The sequence below is a fragment of the Mesorhizobium sp. 128a genome (genome assembly GCF_053848025.1).
This window is the reverse complement of the sequence record NZ_JBSPKY010000002.1, coordinates 464,773-489,201: the sequence shown is the minus strand read 5'-3', so window position 1 is coordinate 489,201 and position 24,429 is coordinate 464,773. Positions and strand designations below refer to the sequence as shown.

The 24,429-nt window shown below is 63.8% G+C and carries 23 protein-coding genes; 21 read left to right on the top strand and 2 right to left on the bottom strand.

All coding sequences use genetic code 11. From position 1 onward, the window contains the following. Positions 1 to 34: 34 nt before the first annotated feature. A complete protein-coding gene (gene fsa / locus ACWTU9_RS06115; RefSeq protein ID WP_455857508.1) occupies positions 35 to 691 on the bottom strand; it encodes a fructose-6-phosphate aldolase in 657 nt (218 codons plus the stop codon). A 90-nt stretch (positions 692 to 781) separates the two neighbouring features. On the opposite strand from fsa, the gene ACWTU9_RS06110 reads away from it, so the two are divergent. From ACWTU9_RS06110 to ACWTU9_RS06075, 8 genes are all read left to right on the top strand, one after another. After that, a complete protein-coding gene (locus tag ACWTU9_RS06110; RefSeq protein WP_455857507.1) occupies positions 782 to 2,965 on the top strand; it encodes a primosomal protein N' in 2,184 nt (727 codons plus the stop codon). Between the two features lie 15 nt (positions 2,966 to 2,980). Further along, positions 2,981 to 3,676, top strand: coding sequence for an aspartate/glutamate racemase family protein (locus ACWTU9_RS06105; protein WP_455857506.1), 696 nt, complete (start codon positions 2,981 to 2,983; stop codon positions 3,674 to 3,676). Positions 3,677 to 3,770: 94 nt separating this feature from the next. Beyond that, positions 3,771 to 4,166, top strand: coding sequence for an AGROH133_08824 family phage infection protein (locus tag ACWTU9_RS06100; protein ID WP_454572865.1), 396 nt, complete (start codon positions 3,771 to 3,773; stop codon positions 4,164 to 4,166). A 246-nt stretch (positions 4,167 to 4,412) separates the two neighbouring features. Then, entirely contained in the window at positions 4,413 to 4,973 is a 561-nt protein-coding gene (locus ACWTU9_RS06095; protein ID WP_455857505.1) for a F0F1 ATP synthase subunit delta, read from the top strand. Beyond that, positions 4,973 to 6,502 carry a F0F1 ATP synthase subunit alpha gene (gene atpA / locus ACWTU9_RS06090; RefSeq protein WP_454572867.1) on the top strand — a complete coding sequence of 510 codons (1,530 nt, stop codon included), beginning with the start codon at positions 4,973 to 4,975 and terminating at the stop codon, positions 6,500 to 6,502. Before ACWTU9_RS06095 ends, atpA begins: the two co-directional genes overlap by 1 nt. Before the next feature lie 32 nt (positions 6,503 to 6,534). Then, positions 6,535 to 7,419, top strand: a complete 885-nt coding sequence (locus ACWTU9_RS06085) for a F0F1 ATP synthase subunit gamma (protein ID WP_455857504.1) — start codon at positions 6,535 to 6,537, stop codon at positions 7,417 to 7,419. Positions 7,420 to 7,489: 70 nt separating this feature from the next. Continuing rightward, positions 7,490 to 9,073 (top strand): F0F1 ATP synthase subunit beta, encoded by a 1,584-nt coding sequence (atpD, locus tag ACWTU9_RS06080; RefSeq protein WP_455857503.1) that lies wholly within the window; start codon positions 7,490 to 7,492, stop codon positions 9,071 to 9,073. 102 nt (positions 9,074 to 9,175) lie between these two features. Then, on the top strand, positions 9,176 to 9,583 hold the full coding sequence (locus ACWTU9_RS06075) for a F0F1 ATP synthase subunit epsilon (RefSeq protein ID WP_455857502.1): 408 nt from the start codon (positions 9,176 to 9,178) through the stop codon (positions 9,581 to 9,583). Between the two features lie 151 nt (positions 9,584 to 9,734). Here the strand turns inward: ACWTU9_RS06075 and ACWTU9_RS06070 are convergent, their stop codons facing one another. Further along, positions 9,735 to 11,246, bottom strand: coding sequence for a mannitol dehydrogenase family protein (locus ACWTU9_RS06070; RefSeq protein ID WP_455857501.1), 1,512 nt, complete (start codon positions 11,244 to 11,246; stop codon positions 9,735 to 9,737). A gap of 176 nt (positions 11,247 to 11,422) precedes the next feature. On the opposite strand from ACWTU9_RS06070, the gene uxaC reads away from it, so the two are divergent. The 13 genes from uxaC to ACWTU9_RS06005 all read left to right on the top strand — a co-directional run bounded on the left by uxaC (position 11,423) and on the right by ACWTU9_RS06005 (position 24,426). Further along, positions 11,423 to 12,832, top strand: coding sequence for a glucuronate isomerase (gene uxaC, locus ACWTU9_RS06065; RefSeq protein WP_455857500.1), 1,410 nt, complete (start codon positions 11,423 to 11,425; stop codon positions 12,830 to 12,832). A gap of 39 nt (positions 12,833 to 12,871) precedes the next feature. Next, entirely contained in the window at positions 12,872 to 13,849 is a 978-nt protein-coding gene (locus ACWTU9_RS06060) for a TRAP transporter substrate-binding protein (RefSeq protein WP_455857499.1), read from the top strand. A 62-nt stretch (positions 13,850 to 13,911) separates the two neighbouring features. Continuing rightward, positions 13,912 to 14,475 (top strand): TRAP transporter small permease, encoded by a 564-nt coding sequence (locus tag ACWTU9_RS06055; RefSeq protein WP_455857498.1) that lies wholly within the window; start codon positions 13,912 to 13,914, stop codon positions 14,473 to 14,475. Continuing rightward, positions 14,476 to 15,756 carry a TRAP transporter large permease gene (locus ACWTU9_RS06050; protein WP_455857497.1) on the top strand — a complete coding sequence of 427 codons (1,281 nt, stop codon included), beginning with the start codon at positions 14,476 to 14,478 and terminating at the stop codon, positions 15,754 to 15,756. 9 nt (positions 15,757 to 15,765) lie between these two features. Next, positions 15,766 to 16,542, top strand: a complete 777-nt coding sequence (locus ACWTU9_RS06045; RefSeq protein ID WP_455857496.1) for a FadR/GntR family transcriptional regulator — start codon at positions 15,766 to 15,768, stop codon at positions 16,540 to 16,542. Positions 16,543 to 16,562: 20 nt separating this feature from the next. Then, positions 16,563 to 17,420 carry a 5-dehydro-4-deoxy-D-glucuronate isomerase gene (gene kduI / locus ACWTU9_RS06040; RefSeq protein ID WP_455857495.1) on the top strand — a complete coding sequence of 286 codons (858 nt, stop codon included), beginning with the start codon at positions 16,563 to 16,565 and terminating at the stop codon, positions 17,418 to 17,420. After that, entirely contained in the window at positions 17,417 to 18,184 is a 768-nt protein-coding gene (kduD, locus tag ACWTU9_RS06035; protein WP_455857494.1) for a 2-dehydro-3-deoxy-D-gluconate 5-dehydrogenase KduD, read from the top strand. The genes kduI and kduD overlap by 4 nt, the downstream gene beginning before the upstream one ends. 10 nt (positions 18,185 to 18,194) lie before the next feature. After that, positions 18,195 to 18,533, top strand: coding sequence for a cupin domain-containing protein (locus ACWTU9_RS06030; protein ID WP_455857493.1), 339 nt, complete (start codon positions 18,195 to 18,197; stop codon positions 18,531 to 18,533). A gap of 340 nt (positions 18,534 to 18,873) precedes the next feature. Further along, positions 18,874 to 20,709: a DNA helicase RecQ gene (gene recQ / locus ACWTU9_RS06025; RefSeq protein WP_455857492.1), complete on the top strand. Its 1,836-nt coding sequence runs from the start codon at positions 18,874 to 18,876 to the stop codon at positions 20,707 to 20,709. A gap of 175 nt (positions 20,710 to 20,884) precedes the next feature. Beyond that, positions 20,885 to 21,931: an alpha/beta fold hydrolase gene (locus ACWTU9_RS06020; protein WP_455857491.1), complete on the top strand. Its 1,047-nt coding sequence runs from the start codon at positions 20,885 to 20,887 to the stop codon at positions 21,929 to 21,931. 284 nt (positions 21,932 to 22,215) lie between these two features. Continuing rightward, on the top strand, positions 22,216 to 22,854 hold the full coding sequence (locus ACWTU9_RS06015) for a glycoside hydrolase family 25 protein (RefSeq protein WP_455857490.1): 639 nt from the start codon (positions 22,216 to 22,218) through the stop codon (positions 22,852 to 22,854). Between the two features lie 53 nt (positions 22,855 to 22,907). Further along, positions 22,908 to 23,705 carry a hypothetical protein gene (locus ACWTU9_RS06010; protein WP_455857489.1) on the top strand — a complete coding sequence of 266 codons (798 nt, stop codon included), beginning with the start codon at positions 22,908 to 22,910 and terminating at the stop codon, positions 23,703 to 23,705. Positions 23,706 to 23,730: 25 nt separating this feature from the next. Next, positions 23,731 to 24,426: a hypothetical protein gene (locus ACWTU9_RS06005; RefSeq protein WP_455857488.1), complete on the top strand. Its 696-nt coding sequence runs from the start codon at positions 23,731 to 23,733 to the stop codon at positions 24,424 to 24,426. The last annotated feature ends 3 nt before the right edge of the window (positions 24,427 to 24,429 follow it).

Here is a 24,429-nt window from a genome sequence, read left to right as displayed (position 1 = left end):
TCCCGGCCTTTTTTATTGGTGTCGAAGTCTGATCTCAGCCGATCTTCTGGCCGGTCTTGGCCCAGTCGGCGAGGAACTGTTCGAGGCCCTTGTCGGTCAGCGGGTGCTTGACCAGCGCCTTCAGCGTCGCCGGCGGGGCGGTGATGACATGGGCGCCGATCAGCGCCGCCTGCTTGACGTGGTTCACCGTGCGCACCGACGCGGTCAGGATCTCGGTCGGGTAATCGTAATTGTCGTAGATCTGCTTGATCTCGGCGATCAACTCCATGCCGTCCGAGCCGGTGTCGTCGACACGGCCGACGAAGGGCGAGATGAACGAGGCGCCGGCCTTGGCGGCCAGCAGCGCCTGGTTGGCCGAGAAGCACAGCGTGACATTGACCATGCGGTTCATCTCGGTGCGGATCGTCCTGCAGGCGCGCAGGCCGTCCAGCGTCAGCGGCACCTTGATGCAGACATTGTCGGCGATCTTGGCCAAGATCTTGGCCTCGGCCATCATGTCCTTGTATTCGGTGGCGACGACTTCGGCCGAAACCGGGCCCTTGACGATGTCGCAGATCTGCCTGGTGACATCGGCGATCTTGCCGCCGGATTTCAGGATCAGCGAGGGATTGGTGGTGACGCCGTCGAGCAGCCCCAGGTCGTTCAGTTCCTTGATGTCCTTGATGTCAGCGGTGTCGACAAAAAATTTCATGGGGGTCTCCTGAAAGAATTCCATGTGCAGGTCATGCACATTCGGGGTTGCCCTTTGATCTAGACCAAAGTCGGGGCAAGGTCACGCCCGATGATCGAAGATTCGCCCTTTGTCGCGGCCGCGCCGGTGCTGGTGCCGATGCCTGCCGAGCGCCCCTACACCTATGCCGTGCCGGTCGGCATGCGCGTTGTGCCGGGCTCGATCGTGCGCGTGCCGCTCGGTCCACGCCAGGTTGCCGGCATCGTCTGGGATGGCGTGGTCGAAAAGGTCGACGCCAAGAAATTGCGGCCGATCGAGCAGGTTTTCGACTGTCCGCCGATCGATCGCGGCATGCGCCGCTTCGTCGACTGGATCGCGCAATACACGCTGTCGCCGCCCGGCATGGTGGCGCGCATGCTGCTCAGGGCGCCGGAGGCGTTCGATCCCGAACCGTGGATCGAGGGCCTGCAGCGGACGCTCGTCATGCCCGACCGGATGACGGATGCCAGAACGCGCGTGCTGGAGACGGCGGAAGGCGGGCTTGCCTGGACGCGGTCGGGGTTGGCGCACGCCGCCGGCGTATCATCGACGGTGATCGAGGGGCTCAAGGCGCAAGGCGTGTTCGAGACGGTGATGATCCCGCCGCGAGCGGTGGTCGCAGCGCCCGATCCATCCTTCGCCCTGCCGGAGCTGATGCCCGACCAGGCCGAGGCGGCCGCCATGCTGCGCACCAATGTTGGGGCCGGCGCCTTCAGCGTCACGCTGCTCGACGGCGTTACCGGCTCGGGCAAGACCGAAGTTTATTTCGAAGCGGTGGCGGCGGCACTCGATCAGGGCAAACAGGTGCTGATCCTGCTGCCGGAAATCGCGCTGACGCATGCCTTCCTCGAACGCTTCCAGCAGCGCTTCGGCGCCAAGCCGGCCGAATGGCATTCCGACCTGCCGCCAAGGATGCGTGAAAAGGTCTGGCGACAGGTTGCGGAAGGCGGCGTGCGCGTCGTCGCCGGCGCGCGCTCGGCGCTGTTCCTGCCGTTCAAGGAGCTCGGCTTGATCGTCGTCGACGAGGAACACGACCCTGCCTACAAGCAGGAGGACCGCGTCTTCTACAATGCGCGCGACATGGCGGTGGTGCGCGGCCATATCAGCAGCTTTCCGGTGGTGCTGGCATCGGCGACGCCTTCGGTCGAAAGCCGGGTCAACGCGCAACAGGGCCGTTATGCGAGAGCAGTGCTGTCAGCGCGCTTTGCCGAGGCCGCTCTTCCCGACCTGAAGACAATCGACATGCGGCGCGCGCCGCCGGTGCGCGGCGGCTTCCTGTCGCCGCTGCTGATTGAGCAGATGCAACGCACGCTGGAGAGACAAGAGCAGTCGCTGCTGTTCCTCAACCGGCGCGGCTACGCGCCGCTGACGCTGTGCCGGGTCTGCGGCCATCGCTTCGGCTGCCCGGTCTGTTCGGCCTGGCTGGTCGAGCACCGCTTTCGCGGTCAGCTCGTCTGTCATCATTGCGGGCACAATGAGAAACGGCCGGAGGCTTGTCCGGAATGCGGCACGCTCGACCATCTCGTCGCCTGCGGCCCGGGCGTCGAGCGCATCGCCGAGGAGGTCGTGGCGCATTTCCCCGACGCGCGCACCATCGTCTTGTCGTCCGACCTGATGGGCGGCGTGCGGCGGTTGCGGCTGGAGCTGGAAGCCATCGCCAATGGCGAGGCCGACATCGTCATCGGCACGCAACTGGTGGCCAAGGGGCACAACTTCCCTAACATGACGCTGGTCGGCGTCGTCGATGCGGATCTCGGTCTCGCCAATGGCGATCCGCGCGCCGCCGAGCGCACTTTTCAACTGCTCAGCCAGGTGACCGGACGCGCCGGCCGCACCGGCAAGAAGAGCCTCGGCCTGCTGCAGACTTTCCAGCCGGACCATCCGGTGATGCGGGCGATCGTGTCGGGCGACGCCGAGGCGTTTTACGAGCGCGAGATCACTGAGCGCGAACGGGCCGCACTCCCACCCTTCGGCCGGCTCGCCGGCGTCATCGTCAGCGCAGTGACCCGGGCGGAGGCCGAGGGCCATGCACGCGGCCTGCGCCGCGCCGCACCCCCGGCCAGCGACCTGTTCGTGCTTGGGCCCGCAGAGGCGCCGTTGTCGCTGCTTGGCGGCCGCCACCGCTTCCGCCTGCTGATCCAGGGCGAACGGCGCGCCGACATGCAGGGTTTCATCCGCACCATGCTGGCCGAAGGGCCAAAACAGCGCGGCTCGGTCCGCGTGCAGGTCGATATCGATCCGCAGAGTTTTTTGTAAGGAGCCGCGAACGCTATGAAAACCATTGGCCTGCTCGGTGGCATGAGCTGGGAATCGACGGCGATTTATTATCGCCTGCTCAACGAGATCGTACGCGAGCGGTTGGGCGGGCTGCATTCGGCCAAGGTGCTGCTCCATTCGTTCGATTTCGCCGAGATTGCGGAGCGGCAGCATCATGGCGACTGGGACGGTGCGGGCGTGCTTCTGGCGGATGCCGCGCGCAAGCTGGAGGCGGGCGGCGCAGAGGGGCTGATGATCTGCACCAACACCATGCACAAGCTCGCCGACCAGGTGCAGGCGGCGGTATCCATCCCGCTCATCCACATCGCCGATGCCACGGCGGTTGCGGTGAAGGGCGCCGGCGTGAAGCGGCCGGCGCTGCTGGCGACGCGCTTCACCATGGAGCAGGATTTTTACAAGGGCCGGCTGACGGAGAAATATGCGCTGCAGCCGGTGGTGCCGGATCAGGCCGGGCGCTACATGGTGCATCGGGTGATCTATGACGAGCTCTGCCAGGGCACCGTCAGCGCGCCATCGAAGGCGGCCTATATCGATGAAGTCGCCCGCCTGCAGCGCAATGAAAAGATCGACGGCGTCATCATGGGCTGCACCGAGATCACCATGCTGATCGGTCAAAGCGATTTTGACATGCCGGTGTTCGACACCACGCGCATTCATGCCGAGGCGGCGGTTGAATTCGCGCTTGTCTGATGCGCCTTTCTAAAGTGCCGGTGCCATCTGGCGCGTGGTTTCCCATTCGCTAGAATGGCCGCGATTTCAAACAGCCATTTATCGAGGGGACAAGATGGAATTTGCGTTTCCGTGGCCAACCAGTCAGGGCGAGTGGCTGGCGTGGTCGAGCGCCGTGGTCACCTTGGCGCTGGGCTTGCTGTTTTTCCTCGCTCCGGGGCTCGCCTTCCGGATTCTGAGGCTGCAGGTGCGGCCTGAAAAGGCAGCGGCGATCGCCGAAGGGCGCGGCCGCATGTCGGGCTTCTATCTCGGCGTCAGCCTATGCTGCATCCTGCTTGCGCAGCCATGGCTCTACATGGCGCTCGGCTTCTCCTGGCTGTTCACCGCTTTCGGCCGTTTGCTGTCGATGATGTCGGATGGCGCCAACACGCCTTTCAACTGGGCGTCGATCATTGTCGAGCTGGTGCTGGCCGCACTTCCGCTCGCCTTCGTCTTCGGCTTTCTGCCCTGAATCGGCGGCCAATCCGAAGGCTTTGGTTGAACTCTGCCGCCGGATGCGACAATAGTGCCCGAAAAGCATGCGGAACGACGCATTGCGGTCTTAAAATGCCTGTGCTAGACGGCAATCGACTTTCGGCCGGGGATAGCGGAAGCCGCGTCTTCGTGCTTGGAAAAACTTAGTAAGGTCAAAGATTTAGCCAGAGTTTTTGCTCGCGCCAACAATCTGCGGCCTGTCAGACAAGAGAAAAGACGGTCCGTGGCTCAATCGTCATCGCCAATCTCAGGTGTCGCAGAACGCTACGCGGGTTCGCTGTTCGAACTCGCCCTGCAATCCAATTCAGTTGCCAAGGTCGAGGCCGACCTCAACAGCTTCGCAACGATGCTGGATGGCAGCGCCGACCTGACGCGCCTCATCAACAGTCCGGTGTTCTCCAGCGAGGACCAGGCCAAGGCCATCGCGGCAATCGCCGACAAGGCCGGCATCACCGGCCTGACCGGCAATTTCCTGCGAGTCGTCGCCCGTAACCGTCGCCTCTTCGCCGTTCCCGGCATGATCAAGGCATTCCGCCAGATCGCCGCCGAACATCGCGGCGAGACCGCTGCCGAGGTCACCTCGGCGCATGAACTGACGGCTGCCCAGCAGACCGAACTGAAGGCCGCGCTGAAAAGCGTCGCCGGCAAGGACGTTGCCATCTCCGTCACCGTCGATCCGTCGCTGCTCGGCGGTCTGGTGGTCAAGATGGGCTCACGCCAGATCGATACGTCGCTCAAAACCAAACTCAATTCGCTCAAGCTTGCACTGAAAGAGGTCGGCTGATGGACATCCGCGCCGCGGAAATTTCCGCAATTCTGAAAGACCAGATCAAGAATTTCGGCAAGGAGGCCGAGGTCTCCGAAGTTGGACAGGTGCTGTCCGTCGGTGACGGTATCGCCCGCGTCTACGGCCTCGACAATGTCCAGGCCGGCGAGATGGTCGAATTCCCCGGCGGCATCCGCGGCATGGCGCTCAACCTCGAAGCCGACAATGTCGGCGTCGTCATCTTCGGCGCCGACCGCGACATCAAGGAAGGCGACACCGTCAAGCGGACCGGCGCCATCGTCGACGCACCTGTCGGCATGGGCCTGCTCGGCCGCGTCGTCGACGCGCTCGGCAACCCGATCGACGGCAAGGGCCCGATCAAGGCGACCGAACGCAAGCGCGTCGACGTCAAGGCGCCCGGCATCATCCCGCGCAAGTCGGTGAACGAGCCGATGTCGACCGGTCTCAAGGCCATCGACGCACTGATCCCGGTCGGCCGCGGCCAGCGCGAGCTGGTCATTGGTGACCGTCAGACCGGCAAGACCGCCATCATTCTCGACACGATGCTGAACCAGAAGGCGGTCCACGATAACGGCCCCGAGAAGGAAAAGCTCTACTGCGTCTACGTCGCCATCGGACAGAAGCGCTCGACCGTCGCGCAGTTCGTGAAGGTACTCGAGGAGCGCGGCGCGCTCGACTATTCGATCATCGTCGCCGCCACCGCTTCCGATCCGGCGCCGATGCAGTTCCTGGCGCCCTTCACCGCCTGCACCATGGGCGAATATTTCCGCGACAACGGCATGCATGCGCTGATCAGCTATGACGATCTGTCGAAGCAGGCCGTCGCCTATCGCCAGATGTCGCTGCTGCTGCGCCGTCCGCCGGGCCGCGAAGCCTATCCGGGCGACGTGTTCTACCTGCATTCGCGCCTGCTCGAGCGCGCCGCCAAGCTCAATGACGACAATGGCGGCGGTTCGCTGACCGCTCTGCCGATCATCGAGACGCAGGCCAACGACGTGTCGGCCTACATCCCGACCAACGTGATCTCGATCACCGACGGCCAGATCTTCCTCGAAACCAACCTGTTCTTCCAGGGCGTCCGCCCGGCCGTCAACGTCGGCCTGTCGGTGTCGCGCGTCGGTTCGTCGGCGCAGATCAAGGCGATGAAGCAGGTTGCCGGCTCGATCAAGGGCGAGCTCGCGCAGTACCGCGAAATGGCGGCCTTTGCGCAGTTCGGCTCCGACCTCGACGCCGCCACGCAGCGCCTGCTCAATCGCGGCTCGCGCCTGACCGAACTCCTGAAGCAGCCGCAGTTCTCGCCGCTCAAGGTCGAGGAACAGGTCGCGGTGATCTTCGCCGGCGTCAACGGCTACCTCGACAAGCTCGCAGTCAACCAGGTCGGCAAGTTCGAGCATGGCCTGCTCAGCCACATGCGCTCGGCCGGCAAGGACGTGCTCGACGGCATCCGCAAGGAAAAGGCGCTGTCGGACGATCTGCGGGCCAAGCTGAAGGCCGAGATCGACACCTTCGCCAAGACCTTCGCTTGAGAAAGCCGGACGCACGGGATCAGGTTTGAAGCATGCCTTCGTTAAAAGACCTTCGTAACCGTATCGCCTCGGTCAAGGCGACGCAGAAGATCACCAAGGCGATGCAGATGGTCGCCGCGGCGAAGCTGCGCCGCGCGCAGGAAGCTGCGGAAGCCGCGCGCCCCTATTCGGAGCGCATGGGTTCGGTGCTGGCCAACATCACCCAGGCGATCGGCAGCGGCGGCGATGCCCCGGCGCTGATGACCGGCACCGGCAAGGACGATGTGCATCTGCTCGTCGTCTGCACGGCCGAGCGAGGCCTGTGCGGCGGCTTCAATTCGCAGATCGCCCGTCTCGCCCGCGACCATATCCGTCGGCTGCTGGCCGACGGCAAGCAGGTCAAGATCATCTGCGTCGGCAAGAAGGGTTTCGACATCCTGCGCCGCGACTATGCCTCGATGATCCTCGAACGCGTCGATCTGCGCGAGGTCAAGACGCTCGGTTTCGTCAATGCCGATGCCATTGCCCGCAAGGTCATCCACCTCTTCAACGAGGGCGGTTTCGACATCTGCACGCTGTTCTATTCGCAGTTCAAGTCGGTGATCAGCCAGATCCCGACCGCGCAGCAGATCATCCCGGCCGGCATCGCTTCCGCCCCGGCCGAGGCGACCGCAGGCGGCAACGCCGTCTACGAATACGAGCCGGAGCCGGGCGAAATCCTGACCGACCTCATTCCACGCAACATCTCGGTTCAGGTCTTCCGCGCGCTGCTCGAAAACGCAGCCGGCGAGATGGGCGCCAAGATGAGCGCCATGGACAATGCGACGCGCAATGCCGGCGACATGATCAACAAGCTGTCGATCACCTACAACCGCCAGCGGCAGGCGCAGATCACCAAGGAACTGATCGAAATCATTTCGGGCGCCGAGGCGCTCTAGGCGCGGCCGCCAGGAGGTCATCGACCTTCCGGTGGAGCGTGAGAAACAAAGGACGAAAAGGGTAAAGACGATGGCGAAAGCAGCGACCCCGAAGGCGGCAGCTCCCAAAGCGGCGGCAAAGGCTCCGGCAGCAGCGGCGAAGGCCGCTCCGGCCAAGAAGGCGGCCACGCCCGCCACGGCAGCGGCCCCGGCCAAGGCTGCGGCATCGAAGACGACAGCCGCCGTCGTCAAGAAGACCGGCGTTGTCGGCAAGGTCCGCCAGGTCATCGGCGCCGTCGTCGACGTCCAGTTCGGCGATCACTTGCCGGCCATTTTGAACGCCATCGAGACCACCAATGTCGGCAACCGCCTGGTGCTCGAGGTTGCCCAGCACCTCGGTGAAAACACCGTGCGCTGCATCGCCATGGACTCGACCGAAGGTCTGGTGCGCGGTCAGGACGTCTATGACACCGGCGCGCCGATCACCGTGCCGGTCGGCCCGGGCATGCTCGGTCGCATCATCAACGTCATCGGCGAGCCGGTCGACGAGGAAGGCCCGGTCGACGGCATCGAAATGCGCGCCATCCACCAGCCGGCTCCGTCCTATGTCGAACAGTCGACGGAAGCCCAGATCCTGATCACCGGCATCAAGGTTCTCGACCTTCTGGCGCCTTACGCCCGCGGCGGCAAGATCGGCCTGTTCGGCGGCGCCGGCGTCGGCAAGACCGTGCTGATCCAGGAGCTGATCAACAACGTCGCCAAGGCGCACGGCGGTTTCTCGGTGTTCGCCGGCGTCGGCGAGCGCACCCGCGAAGGCAACGATCTCTATCACGAATTCATTGAGTCCGGCGTCAACAAGAAGGGCGGCGGCGAAGGCTCCAAGGCGGCACTGGTCTATGGCCAGATGAACGAACCGCCGGGCGCGCGTGCTCGCGTCGGCCTGACCGGCCTGACGGTCGCCGAATATTTCCGCGACCAGGGCCAGGATGTGCTGTTCTTCGTCGACAACATCTTCCGCTTCACGCAGGCGGGTTCGGAAGTGTCGGCGCTGCTCGGCCGCATTCCTTCGGCCGTGGGCTACCAGCCGACGCTCGCCACCGACATGGGCGCTCTGCAAGAGCGCATCACGACGACGACCAAGGGCTCGATCACCTCGGTGCAGGCGATCTACGTGCCCGCCGACGATTTGACCGACCCGGCGCCGGCGACCTCGTTCGCCCACCTTGATGCGACGACCGTGCTCAATCGCGCGATCTCGGAAAAGGGCATCTACCCGGCCGTCGATCCGCTCGACTCGACCTCGCGCATGCTCGACCCGATGGTTGTCGGTGAAGAGCACTACCAGGTCGCCCGCCAGGTGCAGTCGATCCTGCAGCGCTACAAGTCGCTGCAGGACATCATCGCCATCCTGGGCATGGACGAGCTTTCAGAAGAGGACAAGCAGACGGTGGCCCGCGCCCGCAAGATCGAGCGCTTCCTGTCGCAGCCCTTCTTCGTCGCCGAAGTGTTCACGGGTTCGCCAGGCAAGCTGGTCGACCTCGCCGACACCATCAAGGGCTTCAAGGGCCTTTGCAACGGCGACTACGATCACCTGCCGGAAGCCGCCTTCTACATGGTGGGCGGCATCGAGGAAGCGGTCGAGAAGGCACAACGTCTCGCGGCTGAAGCGGCATAAGAAGCGAAGAGCGAATAGGGAGTAGCGAATAGGGGATTGTTGGGTTGAGCGGGTCTTCTTTTCCTACTCACTGCTCACTATTCCCTACTCGCTAAATTGATCATGGCTGAAGCTTTCCAATTCGAACTGGTCTCGCCGGAGCGCCTGCTCGTTTCCGAGCAGGTCGAAGCCGTCGTCATTCCGGGCGCAGAGGGCGAGATGACCGTGATGGCGCATCACGCGCCGGTCATGACGACGATCAAGCCGGGCGTCGTCACGGTGAAGACCGCAGGCGGCAAGGAAGAGCGCTATGTGGTGTTCGGCGGCTTTGCCGACATCGTCCCTGCGGGCTGCACGTTGCTGGCCGAATCGGCTGTCGCCGTCGGCGACATCGACCGCGCCGACCTCGCCCGCCGTATCCAGGACGCCAAGGAAGACGCTGCCGACGCCAAGGACGATCAGTCCCGCAGCAAGGCCGAGCAGTTCCTCGCCCAGCTCACCACGCTAGAAGGCGCTCTGCTGGCAGCTTAAGTCTCAGCGAAAGCAAAAGACGAGATAGGCCGGGGTCAAACCGGCCTTTTTTGTGCCCACAGAAATGCGGGAGAACGTTATCGGTCGGACGGAGTGCCGACTTGCCGGCTCGGCAACGCGGGCTCCTTCCGATCAGAATCCTAGACCGCCGTTAGGCCTGTCTGGTCGGTCCCGGTATCCCGAGCGCGGCCAGCGAAAGTGCCACCCCACCTTGCCTTATATTGGCGCAATGGGCGGCGACCAGGTCGATCAGCGTCTGGCGCTCGGGCTTGCCGCTGGCGAAGCCGGCGAGGTCGAACACCGCCGCGACTTTTTCCAGCGTCGGCCGCTCGCCGAGCGCGGCCAGCGCCGCGTCGAGCGGATCGGTAAAGTGGGCTTCCGGCAGGTCCTTGCCGCGTGCCTCGCACGCTGCGATCCAGGCGGCGATCACCAGCGTCAGATGCTCCGGGACCATACCGGCATGGATGCGTTCGATGGCGGAAGCGACAATGCGTTGCGGCAGTTTCTGGCTGCCGTCATTGGCGATCTGCGCCGTGCGGTGGGCAAGCGCTGTGTTGGAAAAGCGTTCGGCGAGTTCCGCTGTATAGGCCGACGTGTCGAGCCCGGCATCCCCAGGCAAGGTCGGGATCGCCTCGGCCCAGAGCCGGTCGACAAATTGACGGATCGCCGGGTCGGCGAAGGCGCGGTCGACGGTCGCGTGGCCGGAAAGCAGGCCAAGATAGGCGATGCCGGAATGGGCGCCGTTGAGCAGCCTGAGCTTCATGTCCTCGAACGGCCCGACATCCTCGACCATGGTGACGCCGAATTTCTCCCACGCCGGTCGGCCGGCTGGGAACCTGTCTTCGATCACCCATTGCCGGAACGGCTCGGTCATCACCGGCCAGGAATCCGTGATGCCGAGCTCGCCGGCGATGCGCGCCCGGTCGGCATCGGTGGTTGCCGGCACGATGCGGTCCACCATGCTTGACGGAAACGCCACCTCGTCGGCGATATGCCCGGCGAGAGGGGCTTCGCCTGGTGCAGTGGTGGTCTGGGCATCCCGCAATCTCGCAAACGCGGTCAGCAGCCTATGCAGCGTGGCGCCGTTGGCCGGCAAATTATCACAGCACAGAACGGTGAAGGGCGGCGTGCCGGCGGCGCGGCGCTGTACCAGCGACTCGGCCAGGAAGCCATGCGCGGTCTTCGGCAATCCTGGGTTGCCCAGATCGTGGACGATGTCGGGATGGGTCGCATCGAGGCTGCCATCGGCAGCCCGGAGGTAAGCCTTTTCGGTGATGGTCAGCGTGATGATGCGGGTGCGCGGATCGGTCAGCGCGGCCAGCACCGCGCCGGGGTTTTCCGGCGCCACCAGCATCGACTGGATGGAGCCGATGACCTGGAGTTTTTCGCCACCGCTGTCTCTGACCGCCAGCGTATAAAGCCCGTCCTGCGGCGCCAGCGCATCGCGCGTGTCGGGGCTGCGCAGCGAGACGCCGATGATACCCCAGCCGGTCTCGCCGGCCGCCAGGCAGTCATCGACATAGGCTGCCTGGTGGGCGCGGTGGAAGGCGCCGACGCCGAGATGGACGATGCCTGGGGCGACACTGGCGCGATCATAGGCGGGGACCGCTGCCGAGGCCGGCAAGGATTGCACCGTGGTATTGGAAAGGCGGCTGCTGGTCATGGCGCGGCTTGTTCGTTGGATGGCGTGCGGGGCGGGTCGGCTAGCGGCGTATCATCCGTTCTCCCGTCGCACAATGATCCGATATCAGCCAAAAGTCATCATACAACAATCCGATTTTTGTATGTTGACATTACTTCTTTCCAATCCTACCGATAGCGCCCTTGGGAGGATGGGACGTGGCAGGATTGACCGATCCGGATCTGCTTTTTGCCGCCGAAGGGCGAGCGCTTTCGGTCGCGCGCGATCTCTATGCCGGGGTCAAGGATCTGCCCATCGTCAGCCCGCACGGTCACACCGATCCGCGCTGGTATGCTCTCAACGAGCCGTTCCCCGATCCGGCACAATTGTTGGTCGTGCCCGACCACTACATTTTCCGCATGCTGTTCAGCCAGGGCGTGCCACTGGAGGATCTCGGCGTATCGACCCTCGACGGCTCGCCGGTCGAAGCCGACCCGAGGGCGATCTGGCGGCGCTTCGCCGAACACTATTATCTCTTCCGCGGCACGCCGACACGGCTGTGGCTTGACCATGTGCTCGAGCACCTGTTCGGCATCGAAGAGCCGCTCAACGCCAAAACCGCCGACCGCCACTACGACACCATCGCCGACCTGTTGAAACGTGACGACTATCGTCCGCGCGCGCTGTTCGAGCGCTTCAACATCGAAGTGATCGCGACGACGGAAGGCGCGCTCGATGGTCTCCAATGGCACAAGGCAATCCGCGACAGCGACTGGCGAGGACGGGTCGTCACTGCCTACCGGCCGGACGCCGTCGTCGATCCCGACTTCGAAGGATTTTCGGCCAATCTCGACCGTCTCGGCGAGATCAGCGGCTGCGACACCGGCACATGGGCCGGCTATCTCGACGCCCACCGTCAGCGCCGCGCCTTCTTCAAGACTTTCGGCGCGACTTCGTCCGACCATGGCCATCCGACGGCGGAGACCGCCAATCTTTCCGACGCGGCGGCGGAAGAGCTGTTCAACCGCATCCGCCGCGGCTCCGACGATGAGCGCGAGCGCAAACTGTTTCGCGCCCAGATGCTGACCGAGATGGCCAAGATGAGCCGCGACGACGGGTTGGTGATGCAGATCCATCCCGGTTCCTGGCGCAACCATTCGCCTGGTGCTTTCCAGAAATTCGGCCGCGACAAGGGCTTCGATATTCCGACCCGCACCGACTATGCGGCGGCGCTCAAACCCTTGCTCGACTGCGTCGGGCTGGAGCGCGACCTCACCATCATCCTGTTCACGCTCGACGAGACCAGTTATGCGCGCGAACTGGCGCCGCTCGCCGGCGTCTATCCGGCGCTGAAGATCGGCCCGGCCTGGTGGTTCCACGACAGCCCGGAAGGCATGCGCCGCTTCCGCGAGATGACGACCGAAACAGCCGGCTTCTACAACACCGTCGGCTTCAACGACGACACCCGTGCCTTCCCGTCGATCCCGGCTCGCCACGACGTGGCGCGCCGGGTCGACTGCGCCTTTCTCGCCCGCCTCGTCGCCGAGCATCGGCTCACTGAGGACGAAGCGCATGAGCTGGCGCGGGAGCTTGCCTACACGCTTGCCAAGAAGGCGTATCGGCTCTGAGCCGGGCGCCTTGATTTTTACAAAGGGAGGAAGACAGTCATGTTCTATTTTTCAAAACTGACGGCAGCCACATTCGCCTTCGGCTCGCTGATGATCGGCGTCGCCAATGCCCAGACCGTGCTGCGCTCGGCCGACACCCATCCCGACGGCTATCCGACCGTCGAGGCGGTCAAATATATGGGCGATCTGATCAAGGAGCGCACCGCCGGCCGCTATTCGGTCGAGGTCTATCATTCGGCGCAGCTCGGCGAGGAGAAGGATACGATCGAACAGACGCAGACCGGCGTCATCGATCTCAACCGCGTCTCGATGGGCCCGTTCAACGGCATCGTGCCGGAGACTGCGGTGCCGTCGCTGCCCTACATGTTCCGCTCGGTCGAGCATATGCGCCATGTGATGGACGGGCCGATCGGCGACGAGATCCTGAAGGCGTTTGAGGCGCATGACCTTGTCGGTCTCGCCTTCTACGATTCCGGCGCGCGATCCTTCTACAACACCAAGAAGGACATCACCTCGATCGCCGATCTCAAGGGCATGAAGTTCCGCGTCATCCAGTCCGACGTGTTTGTCGACATGGTCAATGCACTCGGCGCCAATGCCACGCCGATGGCCTATGGCGAAGTCTATTCGGCACTCGAGACCGGCGTCATCGACGGCGCCGAGAACAACTGGCCGAGCTTCGAATCGGCCAAGCACTATGAGGTCGCCAAGCACTATACCGTCGACCAGCACCAGATCGTGCCGGAAGTGCTGGTGATGGCCAAGCCGAGCTGGGACAAGCTGTCGCCGGAAGACCAGGCGATCGTCAAGCAGGCGGCCAAGGACAGCGTCGTCAAGATGCGCGAATTGTGGGACGCGCAGGAGAAGAAGTCACGCGACATCGTCGAGAAGGCCGGCGTGAAGGTCAGCGAGATCGACAAGCAGCCGCTGATCGATGCGATGAAGCCGGTCTACGACAAGTATCTGTCGACGCCGGAACTCAAGGATCTCGCCGCGCGCATCCAGGCGACCAAGTGAGCTGATTGCGGGGCGAGCATGCTCGCCCGTACATTTTCTTAACAGAGAGCGGGAGGATCGGGATGGCGACTGGAACGGCAAGGAGCGGAGCGCCGCCGCGCTTCAGCGTGGTGTTCTCGAAGATTTGCGACGGCGCGCTCTATCTCGCCGGCGTCGGGCTGGTCGCCATGACCGCGCTTGTCGCTTACCAGGTGTTCTTCCGCTTCGTGCTCAACTCGTCGCCGAGCTGGACTGAAGTCACCGCCATCATGCTGATGAACTGGTTCATCTTCCTCGGCGCCGCCGTCGGCGTGCGCGAGAACTACCATATGGGCTTCGACGTGCTGCTCTACATCCTGCCGAAAGGCAGCAAGGGGGCGCTGCGCACAATGTCCGACCTGATCACGCTTGCCTTCGGTTTCGGCATGGTCTGGTACGGCTGCAAGCTGGTCGGCCTGACCTGGCACACCATCATTCCGGCGCTCGAACTGCCCGGCGGTTTCGACTATCTGCCGCTGGTCGCCGGTGGTCTTCTGATCTGCCTGTTTTCGGCCGAGCGTATCGTCCTGCGCTGGTCGGGCGTTGACATCGACAAGGACATCAATCTCGAAGAGGTGCCGGAAATGCCGGCGGTGCAGGAGGCCTAGATGGAGCTCTGGATCCTGTTCGGCGTCTTCACGCTGCTGATGTTCGCCGGCACGCCGATCGCGTTTTGCCTCGGTGCGGCATCCTTCGCCACCGTGCTCTATCTCGGCCTGCCTCCGCTGGTGGTGTTCCAGCAGATGAAATCCGGCATGTCGGCGTTCTCGCTGATGGCAATCCCGTTCTTCATCTTTGCCGGCGACCTGATGGTGCGCGGCGGCATTGCGCAGCGCATCGTCTCCTTTGCCGGTTCGCTGGTCGGCCATGTCCGTGGCGGGCTCGGCCAGGTCAACATCATCGCCGGCACGCTGTTCGGTGGTATTTCCGGTTCGGCGGTAGCGGAAGCCGCTGCCGTCGGCGGGCTGATGATCCCGCAGATGAAAGCGCGCGGCTACGGCGCCGACTATGCGGTCAACGTCACCTCGATGGCGGCGCTGATCGCGCTGCTTCTGCCGCCGTCGCAGAACATGATCATCTATTCCATCGCCGGTGGTGGCAAGATTTCCATCGCCGACCTGTTCACGGCCGGCATCCTGCCGGGCCTGCTTTTTGCGGCGTCGCTGATGGTCACGGCGTATTTCGTCGCGCGCAGCCGCGGCTATCCTGTCGAGGCCTTTCCGGGGTTCTCGCGCGTCGGCCAGCTTGCGGTGATCGCCGTCCCCGGACTTCTGCTCATCGGCATCATCTTCGGCGGCGTCCGCTCGGGCATTTTCACGGCGACCGAAAGCTCCTGCATCGCCATCATCTACGCGCTTCTGGTCACTACCTTCGTCTACCGGTCGATGGCTTGGGGCGATTTCGTCCATGCCACCAAGGGCGCGGTGCGCACGACCTCGATGGTGCTGCTGATCATCGGCACGGCGGCCTCGTTCAGCTGGTTGATGGCCTATCTCAAAGTGCCGGTGCTGCTGATTGCCGGCATGAACGCCATCTCCACAGACCCGCTGGTGGTGCTGCTTCTGCTCAACGTCCTGATGCTCATTCTCGGCACCTTCATGGATATGGGGCCGATGATCATCATCTGCACGCCGATCTTCCTGCCGCTGGTTACGCATTATGGAGTCGACCCCGTACATTTCGGCGTCATCACCATCCTCAATCTCGGCATCGGGCTCAACACGCCGCCGGTCGGCACGGTGCAGTTCGTCGCCTGCGCGGTGGGCAAGATCACGGTGTGGGAAGCGATGCGCTCGATCTGGCCGTTCTACGGCGCGGGTATCGTGGTCCTCGGACTGGTGACGTATATTCCCGCCATCTCGCTCTGGTTGCCGAGCGTGTTCAAATAGGGGTGCGACATGGCATCGGATAGCGCTATTGATCTCAGGGTCGAGAGAAAACCCAAGCTTTCGGAGACCGTCGTCGCGGCCATCCGCAAGCAGCTGCATGCGGGCGAGATTCTCCCCGGCCACAAATTGCCGACCGAGGGCCAGTTGACCGAGACCTTCGGCGTCAGCCGCACCGTCATCCGCGAGGCGCTGGCCAAGCTTGCCGCCGACGGCCTGGTCGAGGCGCGCCAGGGCGCCGGCGTCTTCGTCACCGAACACATCTCGACGATGTTCGGGGCGCTCGCCGCCGACATGGGAGCCAAGGATTCGGTCGCGCTCAACGTGCTCGAAGTGCGCCTGGCCGTCGAGATCGAATCGGCCGGGCTCGCCGCCATCCGCCGCAACGCCGCGCAGGAGGCGGCGATCCAGGAGGCCTTCTTCGAGTTCGAACGGCTGTTGCTCAACAGCGAGCCGACCGGGCCGGCCGATCTCGCCTTTCATCGCGCGATCGCCAGCGCCACCAACAACCCGTTCTATGTCGAGATGCTGGATGTGCTGGGCCGCCGCGCCATTCCCTGCGACGTGACCTCGCCCTGGTCGACCGAACTGGTGCAGTCCGACAGCTATCAGCGCGGCCTGCAGCGCGAGCATCTGGTGATCCTGAACGCGATCACGTCAGGCGACGCCGAAGCCGCGCGCGAGGCGATGCGCGCCCATCTTACCGCCAGCCAGCAGCGCTACCGCGAGCGACTGCACGCCCGCCAGGTCTTTTATGCCGACTCGGTCAAGGCGGCTGACACCGAATAGACAAAGCAGCTGGAGCAGTAATGAACGAAATTCATCCGCATACCGATTTCACCTCGCGTTTCGCCATCGACCCGGTCGCCGCGGCTGCCATGGGGACCGACGAACTGCGTCATCACTTCCACATTGACGACCTGTTCCAGCCGGGGCGCGTCAGCCTGACCTATACGCACTATGACCGCATGATCGTCGGCGGCGCCGTGCCGGCGGCTGCACCGCTGCCGCTGGAAGCGATCAAGCCGACGGGTACCAGGGATTTCCTCGACCGCCGCGAGCTTATCATCGTCAATATCGGCGGCGCCGGCTCGGTGACGGCAAACGGCGAGAGCCACCCATTGCAGGCGCGCGACATGCTCTATCTCGGCATGGGCAGCGCCGACGTGTCGTTCGCGTCGGCCGACGCTGGCGCGCCGGCCAAATTCTACCTGCTCAGCGCGCCGGCGCACCAGACCTATCCGAACCGGTTGATCCGCGTCGGCGATGCCAAGCGCCTCGACCTCGGCAGCAAGGAGACCTGCAACGAGCGCTCGATCTTCCAGTTCATCCACGCCGATGGCGCAAAAACCTGCCAGCTGGTCGTCGGCATGACGCAGCTGGCGCCGGGCTCGGTGTGGAACACCATCCCTTGCCATGTGCATGACCGGCGCATGGAGGCCTATCTCTATTTTGACCTGCCGGAGACGGCGCGCGTCTTCCATTTCATGGGCGAACCGGACGAAACCCGGCATCTCGTCATGGCCAATGAAGAAGCGGTGCTGTCGCCGGGCTGGTCGATCCATTCGGGCGCAGGCACGTCCAACTACGCTTTCATCTGGGCGATGGCCGGCGACAATGTCGACTACACCGATGTCGACCCGGTGCCGTTGGATCAGTTGCGGTGAGCGGGCCTTCAGCCTTCAGCCTCGCCGGCAAACGCATCCTGGTCACCGGCGCCAACACCGGCATCGGTCAGGGCATCGCACTCTCCATCGCGCGCGCGGGCGGCACTGTCACCGGCGTCGGCCGCTCGGCGATGGATGACACGCAAAGGAAGGTCATCGGGGCCGGCGGGCAGTTCGAAGCCGTGCGGTGCGATCTCGCCGACCATGCCGCCGCGAAGACCATGCTCGACCAGGTCTGGGAAGAGACCGGACCGATCGACGGCCTGGTCAACAATGCCGGCATCATCCGCCGCGCCGATGCCGTCGATTTCTCCGAGGCCGACTGGGACGACGTCATCGACGTCAATCTGAAGACGCTGTTCTTTTTGAGCCAGGCTTTTGCCAAACGCGTGCTGGCCGACACCGGACGGCGCGGCAAGATAGTCAACATCGCCTCCGTGCTGAGTTTCCAGGGCGGCATCCGTGTCGCCTCCTACACAGCGTCGAAACATGGCGCTCTCGGCGTCACAAGGCTGCTCGCCTGCGAATGGGCTGCAAAGGGCATCAACGTCAATGCGATTGCGCCCGGCTATATCGAAACCAACAACACCGAGGCGCTGCGCGCCGATCCCGACCGCAGTGCCGCGATCCTGGCGCGCATCCCGGCCGGTCGCTGGGGCGGGCCGGAAGACATAGGCGACGCCGCCGTCTTCCTGCTGGCGCCGGCGTCCGACTACATGCATGGCGCGGTGGTTCCGGTCGACGGCGGCTGGCTGGCGCGATGAGGAGAGGACAATGACCGAGCAGAAGATTTTCGCCCATCCCGGCGAGAGCGCCTGGACGCCGACGCCGGACGGCAACAGGCGGCGCGTTGTCTTGCACACCGATGAACTGATGATGGTCGAGTTCGGTTTCGACAAGGGCGGCGTCGGCGCGCTGCACTCGCACCCGCATGTCCAGGCCAGCTATGTCGCCGAAGGCCGCTTCGAGGTGACCATCGACGGCCGGACCGACATCATCGAGACCGGCGGCAGCTTCATCGTGCCGTCCAATCTGGTGCACGGCGTCAAGGCGCTGGAGGCCGGACGCCTGGTCGACAGTTTTACGCCGTACCGCGCCGATTTCCTGGCCTGAGCCTTTTGCGGTCTGTTCCATAAACGGAAACCCGCGCCTCCTGGGAGGCGCGGGCTGTTGCCTGTGCGCTCGCGGCGCAGCGGTACTCGAAACATCGCCGCAGGGTTTGGACGGTGACGTAACTTGGTGAAGATAGGTTTAACGCATCGTCCCGATGGCGGGCGGAGGCAACGTTGCCAAGGCGGAATGCGCTGCCTGGTATCCGCTCGCGCGGGGCAGGGCGCAAAATTGCCCGTCCGTATTCCCGGGATGAGAATTTCCATCGCAGCGATTGCCGTGGCATAGCGCGACGCTTATCGTCATGCCCGCGCCCTGTGGGGCGGTGATTCACAGAAATTGCATGATGCAGATATCGACAACGAGCGTGCACGATCCCAAACGGCGCGTCCTGAAGGACGTGTTCGGCTTCGACGATTTTCGCCCGGGACAGGCCTCCGTGATGGAGGCGCTGCTCGCCGGCCGTCATGTGCTGGCCGTCATGCCGACGGGGGCGGGCAAGTCGCTCTGCTACCAGGTTCCTGCTCTGGTCAAGGGTGGGCTCACCATAGTCGTGTCGCCACTGGTGGCGCTGATGCAGGACCAGGTCGCGGCGCTGCGCCTTGCCGGCGTCGCCGCCGATACGATCAACTCCTCGATCGAGCGCGATGCCAATGTCGCGGCGTGGCGCCGTGTTGCGTCGGGCCAGACGCGCCTGCTCTATCTGGCGCCGGAGCGGCTGATGACCGAGCGCATGCTGGATGCGTTGGCCAGGCTCGATGTCAGCCTGATCGCCATCGACGAGGCACATTGCATTTCGCAATGGGGGCCGGCGTTCCGGCGCGAATATGAAGACCTGTCGCAGCTGCGCGGCATCTTTCCCGATGTGCCAATCATTGCGGTGACGGCTACGGCGGACGAGACGACACGGGCAGACATCGAGACACGACTGTTTGGCGGGCGTGTAGACACGCAGGTGCTCGGCTTCGACCGGCCGAACATCAAGCTTGCCATCGAGCCCAAGCAGGACAGCAAACGGCAGTTGCTCAATTTCATCGAGCGCCATCAGGGGTGCAGCGGCATCGTCTACTGCCTGTCGCGCAAGAAGACCGAAGAAATGGCCGCCTTCCTCGAAAAGAACGGCGTCGCCGCGCTTGCCTATCACGCCGGGATGAGCAAGGAGGCGCGTGACGCCAACCAGAACGCGTTCATGACGCTGTCGGGCGTCGTCATGGTGGCGACCATCGCCTTCGGCATGGGCATCGACAAGCCTGACGTTGCCTATGTCTTCCACACCGATTTGCCGGGCAGCCTGGAGGCCTACTACCAGGAGATCGGCCGCGCCGGCCGCGATGGCCGGGCGGCAGAGGCGCATATGCTGTATGGTCTTGGCGATATCCGCATGCGCCGCATGTTCATCGATGACGAGGACGCCGCCGTCGAGCACAAGCGCCGCTCGCATGGTAGGCTCGACACGCTGATCGGCTATTGCGAGACGGCCGAGTGCCGGCGCCAGGTGCTGCTCGGCTATTTCGGCGAAGAGGCGGCCCCTTGCGGCAATTGCGACAATTGCCTGGAGCAGGCGCCGCGCGCCGACGGCACCGCCGAGGCGCGCCTCATCCTGGGGGCGGTCGCGCAGAGCGGCGAGCGTTTTGGCGCTGGCCATGTCATCGACATCCTGATCGGCCACGAGACCGAAAAGGTGACGGCGAGGGGCCATCACAGGCTGGCCGGCTTCGGCAGTGGCGCCGCGCACAAAAAGGATTTTTGGCTGTCGCTCATCCGCCAGCTGGTCGCGAACGGTTTTCTGATGCCGGATCCAGGCGGCCATGGCGGCCTGGCCATCGCTGAGAAAGGCCATGCGCTCGGTCGTGGCGAGGTCGCGTTCCAGTATCGCGTCGAGACGCGCACGCGGGCCGCACGCCGCGCGGCTCGTGCCGGCCAGATACCCCAGGGCGAAAATGTGGATGCCTCGCTGCTGGCCGCGCTCAAGACGCTGCGGCTGCGCCTGGCCAAGGAGCGCCAGGTGCCGGCCTATGTGGTGTTTTCCGACCGCACGCTGATCGACATGGCCGAGCGCCGCCCGCAAGACCTCGACGATTTCGCCGAAGTGAACGGCGTCGGTGCGGCCAAGCTGAAGGAGTTCGGCCGGGTCTTCCTCGCCGCGATTTCTGCGCACCAGTCGGAAGCGCAAGGTTAGACGCTTTCGCCGAAGTCAAGCTTTTGTCGTATCCCGAATATGTGCTGATCGGTTGTATCTCAGTATGTCCGGGTGCCGCCTAGCTACATCCGCTTTCAGTTTGAACGGATGGGGACACATCGGAGATACACCCGGGCCATCCTTTCCGGTTGGTATCAATCAGTAGGAGAAACCAATGACCGACGAAATCAACCACGACCGCCGCCGCTTCTTCGGTACGGCCGCCCTGAACCTCGCTGCCGCCGGCTTGGTCGGCTCGGCCGGCGCGCTGGCCAGCACGGCAAAGGCGGCGACCCTGCCCACGGTCAAGCCAGGGACGAACACGTCCTTCGCGGCGCTGAAGCAGGTCAAGGCCGGCGTTCTCGACATCGGCTATGCCGAGGCCGGTCCGGCCGATGGGCCGCCGGTCATTCTGCTGCATGGCTGGCCTTACGATATCTACGCCTTTGTCGATGTCGCACCGCTCCTGGCATCCGCGGGCTACCGGGTGATCGTGCCCTATCTTCGCGGCTACGGCACGACGCGCTTCCTGTCCGCCGAGACGATGCGCAATGGCCAGCAATCGGTGGTCGCCCAGGACGTCATCGCGCTGATGGATGCACTCGGTATCCCCAAGGCGATCCTTGCCGGTTTCGACTGGGGCGCGCGCTGCGCCTGCATCGTCTCGGCGCTGTGGCCGGAACGCGCAAAGGCGCTGGTCTCGGTGAGCGGCTATCTCGTCGGCAACATCAAGACCGGCAAGGTGCCGCTGCCGCCAAGCGCTGAGCATGACTGGTGGTACCAGTTCTATTTCGCCACCGAGCGTGGCGCGGCCGGTTACGACAAATACCGGCATGATTTCGCAAAGCTGATCTGGCAGACGGCGTCGCCGAAATGGAACTTTGACGACGCCACTTTCGATCGCAGCGCCGCGGCCTTCGACAATCCGGACCATGTGGCCATCGTCATTCACAACTACCGCTGGCGCGGCGGATTGGCGGCGGGCGATCCGCAGTATGACGATCTGGAAAACCGGCTTGCCGCTGGTCCGATCATCGGTGTGCCGACCATCACGCTCGAGGGCGACGCCAATGGCGCGCCGCATCTCGACCCGACGGTCTATCGCAACAAGTTTTCAGGCAAATATGCGCACCGGACGATCGAGGGTGGCATCGGCCACAATCTGCCGCAGGAAGCGCCGCAGGCTTTCGCCCAGGCGGTCATCGACGTCGACGGATATTGATCCTGGAAAATGAAGCGGGCGGCCATTGGCCGCCCGTTTGTACAAAGGACGCAAAGCCGAAGCCGTCAACGACCGGATCGCCAGCTTCCTGCAAAGCTGTGTGAAGGGTTTCATAGAGGCGGCCTTAGATAGGGCTAATATGCCTGAATTCAGCGAAGCAAGAGAGTCAGGTTCTCTATTCCGCACCAGTGTTCGCTGAGCATCGGGGAAGTTCTTACAGCTTGGATCAAAACGAACGGGGCGCGCCGCATTTTCGGCGCCCGCTTGGCTATGGGAGCAGGGGCATGCCGACGCGTGAAGGGATCGACGTTTCGCACTATCAGAACGAGGCCGGTGGCGGCGGCGCCGGCGCCATAAAATGGACGCGGGTCCGCAACGCAGGGGCCAAGTTCGCGTTCATAAAAATATCCGACAAGACCGGTAAGGATGCATTCGCGGTCCGCAATGTCGCCGATGCCAAGGCGGCAGCATTGCTGGTGGGGGGCTATCACTTCCTGCGCAACACCGCGCCCGGCGCCGACCAGGCGCATGCCTTTCTCGGCACGGTGTCGTTCGGCAGTGGCGATCTCATTCCCTCGCTCGACATCGAACTCACTCCCTCGACGCCGGCGGCGCGGGCCGCCTATGTCCAGAAGGCGAAGGACTGGGTCGCCGCGGTGCGGTCCGCCCATGGTGGCCGCTGGCCGTTCATCTACACCCGCGCCAACATCTGGCAGGCGCTGGGCAACCCGAGCGGCTTTGGCAACTGTCCGCTCTGGCTTGCCCGCTACAGCTCGAGCCCGCCGCCGATACCGTCGGGCTTCACCAACTATGCGATCTGGCAATTCAGCGACTCGGGCAGCGTCGACGGGATCACCGGCAAGGTGGACGAGAACCACCTGGCGATGTCCTTCCCCGAGTTTCGCTCGCGTTACAGCCTGTAAGGGACGGCGATCCGGCGGGATCACTGGGGACGCAACTGTCGGGAGCCCTGGCTATGTTTCGTATCTTTGGTTTTGCGCTTGCTTTCGCTGCAACCGCCGGACCGGCTTTTGCCGAAGACGCCGCCGTTCCCAATGTCGGTCAATTGGGCACCGAGCTTGCCGCGCTCGCCGTGATCGTGCTGGTGGTGGAAAGCGCGCTCGCCACCATCTTCCAGTGGCGGCTGTACCGGATGCTGTTCAACAATCGCGCCGTGAAGACCCTGGTGATGGTCGCGGTGGGACTGACCGTCGTGCTCGGCTTCCACTACGACATCTTCGCCCGGCTGGTCGCACTGGTCACGTCCGGCAGCACGCCGGCCACCTGGAGCGGAAAGGTCTCGACCGGCCTGTCGGCGCTCATCATCGCCGGCGGCAGTGCGGGCGTGAACACCTTGCTGCAGCGGCTCGGCATACGCAGCCCCGTGCAGACCGAACCCGAGCGGCCTGTGCTGAACAAGGATCAGGCCTGGATCTCCATCCGGGTAACGCGGAACACGGCGATCGGGCCGGTGCAGATCGCCGTGCGCGAGCTGGCCGATGACGCCAAGGCGCCGGCGACGCCCGCGTTGGCCGGCACCCTCGTTGAACGGACTTTCTGGGAAACGGTGCGGGAGGCGTTCATGGCCGACGCGATGCGGTTCCCGAGCTATGGCGGTCGCACGGTCACATCGGGGAAAACCTATGAGATCCTCGCCGTGGGGACGCGGCTGGTGCCGGTCAACGGTGTCAGCCAGAAAGAGGATTTCTCCGTCCCCGTCTACACAGGCAGCTTTGCCTCACAGGCCATCGTCGACTTCAGCGTCACCGTTTAACGCCACGCATTTTGGGGAGACAGCCATGACCACCGCCATGCAGGATGCGATGATCTGGATGAACAAGAATTTCGGTGCGGATATCGACGTCGCGGTCGCCGGCACGCCGATCACCAAGAATTTGCTGATCTCGATCGGTATCCAGGAAACCTTCTACATCTGGGCAAAGATGTACAAGACGGCGAAGCCAGAAGAGGTGCTTGCCGTCTGCGTCGGCGATACGATCGATTTTCCCAAGCGTGCGTCCGCCTGGCCGAAAAACCGGGCCGACCTTGAAAGCCATGCCAGGGGCAAGGAAATGTTCAAGGTAGCCCGCGCCGCTCTGGTGCGCATTGCCGCGATCAATTCGGGCTACAAGACCGTCGTCAAGAACCCCGACAAATTCTGCCATGGCTTCGGCATGTTCCAGTACGACATCCAGTTCTTCGATGGGGACAAGGACTATTTCATCAACGAGAAGTGGGCGACCTGGAAAGGTACGCTCAGCCGCGGCATGTCGGAACTGACGGCACAGACCAAGGCGCTCTATGGCGCCGGCAAGAAAAGCCTGACGCATGATGAAAGCGTCTATGTCGCCATCGCCTATAATCAAGGCGCGAAGAAAACCAAGAACAACATGGACACCAGGAAATTCAAGCAGGGCTACAAGGATAATCTGGGTGTCTTCTATGGCGAGCACATCGACGCCAACCTGAAGGCCACGAAGGGGCTTTGGCCGTAATCC